Source organism: Caldisericia bacterium (assembly GCA_021158845.1).
GTDB lineage: Bacteria > Caldisericota > Caldisericia > B22-G15 > B22-G15 > B22-G15.
The window spans coordinates 1-3,208 of record JAGGSY010000003.1 but is presented as its reverse complement, the minus strand read 5'-3'; the positions used below and the strand labels follow the sequence as shown (position 1 = coordinate 3,208).

Here is a 3,208-nt window from a genome sequence, read left to right as displayed (position 1 = left end):
AAAAACTTATAAAAGGAGGTGCGGGATGAAGGAATTTGATGCAGCATATTATGGTGGTCTACATGTAAAAGAGGACCTTCCACTCCCTGTGTTTGGTAAATTAACCCTTGGAGAAAACACTATAGTATTTGATGTAAAACCAGATATGGATCCAATAAGTATGGATATAATAAAATATCCTGAGGAGAAGCTGGAGATTCCATATTCTGACATAATTGATGTCACCATAGAAGAAAAAAGTGCTCTCCAAAAGAGGGAAGAAGGATTTACAGATTTACCAATTTTACCATTTAAATTCCTCCCACTGGTATCATTTCTTGTAATAAAAACAAACAAGGGCCAAGGTATCTTCCATTGTGGAAATCCTGAGAGTGTAAGGCAGTTAATCCTTGATAAGATTAAAAAGTAAGTTTTTAAGGGAGAAAAAAGGGGAGCAATTGCTCCCCTTTAATTTTTTACCCTCCCGGGTATGTTATCTTAACCTCTCTTAATTTAGGATCCCAGTCAACTTTACAACCAAGGTTTTCTGCTATGAATCTTATGGGGAGCATTGTTCTTCCAGGGGGTATTATTATTGGTTTCACATTGGGGTTTGTTGGGTCTATGAGTTTGTATTCTCCATTTACTCTTGCAGTGTTCTTTCCTATCCATAGTTCTATTGTTGTTCCCTTGAAGGTTATGGTTACCTTCTGTTCTTTTCCATTCCATCCTACTTCTGCTCCCAATGCTTCTGCTACATATCTTATGGGAAGTAAGGTTCTTCCCTCTCTTATTATTGGGGCTACATCCATCTCAAGTAATTCATCATTTACATAGTAATATGTCTTTCCTATGTAGAGGCGGATGATGATTTGTTCTATATCCTTTGGGGTTTTTATGGTTAGTATGTTGGATTTACCAGATATACTCTTAGGTGTATCCTTTACTCCAACAACATAGTAGAAGTAGGTTGTATCAGGAACACAGGATGAATCGGTATAGGTGTTGTTTACAGGAATCTCTGCAATCATATGGAATGAAGTAGTTTCTGTTCTTCTGTAGATTCTAATCTTGTCAATATTATCATCGTTGTTTATCCACTTTAGTTTAATCGTATTCTTATCAATCACTTCTCCAAAAAGGTTTGTTGGAGGTCTTATTATGTATGTCTCCACTTCATTTGAATCTTCACTGTAAACTCTGTTGCCACCACTTAACTTGTAGGAAGCAACAACATACTTATGGGTTCCATAGATCGCATCATTAAGAGTTGCTTCTCTATCATCTGAATTAGCTTCAAGCACTCTCCTCTTTGTTCCATTGACCTCAAATATGGTAAATCCATCACAGCTACCAGAGAACTCCCATGAGAAACTCACACTTCTTCCGACAGTTTCTGTTATTGTAAAGTTTGCTGGTTTCTCTGGTTTAGATGGAGGAATGAGTGCAGTTACTACATTTGAGAAATCTGAATCTCCTGCAGAGTTAAAGGCAAGCACTTTGTAGTAGTATGTTTTTTCTGGTTCAACAGAGTCGTCTGTGTATGTTGTGGTATCTGCTGGAAGGGTTATAAGGAGTGAGAAGTCAGCCTCCTCTTTCTCTCTTCTGTAGAGTTTAAACCCTTCTTCATTGTCTGAATTGTCTGTCCATGAGAGGGAAACAGATTCGCTTGTTATATCTGACACTGTAAGATTTGTTGGAGCCTCTGGTATTGTTATAAGGGATGGTGTCGTAACCTCTGCCTCATTGGAGTAATCTGAATATCCAAAGGAGTTGTATGCTCTCACTCTGTATGTGTATGTAGTATCTGGGGTAAGGCCTGTATCTGTGTAAGTAGTAGTGTTGGGTGGGAGAGTTGCAATTACTGAGAATGTGCCTCCTTCCTGTTTTCTTTCAATTTTGAATCCATCCTCGTTGTCTGAATTATCTGTCCATGAGAGGGAGACTTCTGTTGGAGAGGTTGCCTCTGCTGCAAGATTGGTTGGGGCAGATGGAGGAGTTCCACATGCCGGAGTGGTAACATTTACAACATTTGAGTATCCTGAATCTCCCCAGGAATTATGAGCCTTTACTCTATAGTAATAGGTGGTCTCAGGAGATACTGTTGTATCTGAATAGGATGTTGTATTTGCAGGAAGGGTTGCTATTACTGAGTATGATCCCCCTTCCTCTTTTCTTTCAACTATAAAATTATCCTCATCGCTTGAATTATCATCCCATGAAAGATCCACTTGTTGACAGGATATTGCCTCTGCAGAGAGGTTTGTTGGTGAGGATGGGGGAGAACCAGCAGGTGGCGTTGTAGCTGAAGCAGTATTTGACCACTCTGATGTATTCTTATCCTTCTTTGCCCAAAGTCTGTACCAGTATGTTGTTTCAGGTGTAAGTCCTGTATCAATATAGCTTGTGGTAGTTGCTGGTAGAGTCTTATAAACATTGAAAGTTGTTCCATTTGTACTTCTTAGAATTAGAACATTTGAAGCATTACTATCAACTGGATTCCAAGTAAGTCTTATGGATGTGGGAGAAAGCGGTGTTGCTACAAGTCCTGATGGCGGTTTAAGGACATAGACAGTTTTTACTGGAGCAACTGGAGAATCCCCACTGGAATTATATGCAACAACTTTATATGTGTAAGTTCCATAATCAGAGACATTGAAGATGTAGCTAAACTGTGTATTGTTGAGGGTTTTTATTAAGGTCCAAGACCATATAAACATGCCGCCTTTTTTGTATATTTTAAATCCATCACAGTTTCCGTCATGGGACCAACTCAAATGAATGGTTTTTTTATCTGCAAAGGCATCAAAATCTGTTGGTGATTCTGGAAATGTCAATACTGATACTATGGAACCAGCAGCATTGTCGCCTATCCTTCCAGTTTCATCATCCCTCTCACTTCTCACCAGATAATCGTACTCAGTGTTCGGGGATGTATGCTCATCAACCCAACTGGTCTTTGATTTAGAAATTCTTGCTCTAAGAGACCAGGTTACTGTCCCTTTCTTTCTTCTCAGTATCTCCACATGTTGAACATAAGGATCTGTTATGGCATCCCAGGAGAGGGTAACATTTAAAGAACCAGTGTGAACTGGAAATAAGTAAGTATCTGGGTCAAGTTTTGTTTTTACCCCTGTGGGTGCATGAAGGACATATGCATAAACAGAGTTTGTAGGATCACTGTAATAAGTATTAAATAGAAAACTAAGCTTAGCCTTAACTCTGTATC

The 3,208-nt window shown here is 39.0% G+C and carries 2 protein-coding genes; one reads left to right on the top strand and one right to left on the bottom strand.

The annotated features are described in order from the left end of the window. Window positions 1–25 precede the first annotated feature (25 nt). On the top strand, window positions 26–409 hold the full coding sequence (locus tag J7J33_00045; GenBank protein MCD6167693.1) for a hypothetical protein: 384 nt from the start codon (window positions 26–28) through the stop codon (window positions 407–409). Window positions 410–455: 46 nt separating this feature from the next. Here the strand turns inward: J7J33_00045 and J7J33_00040 are convergent. After that, a partial coding sequence (locus J7J33_00040) for a fibronectin type III domain-containing protein (protein MCD6167692.1) occupies window positions 456–3,208 on the bottom strand: 2,753 nt, incomplete at its 5' end.

Bases quoted from the DNA above. Each gene is read 5' to 3' on its own strand.
- J7J33_00045 (MCD6167693.1), top strand. From the start codon at position 26: ATGAAGGAATTTGATGCAGCATATTATGGTGGTCTACATGTAAAAGAG.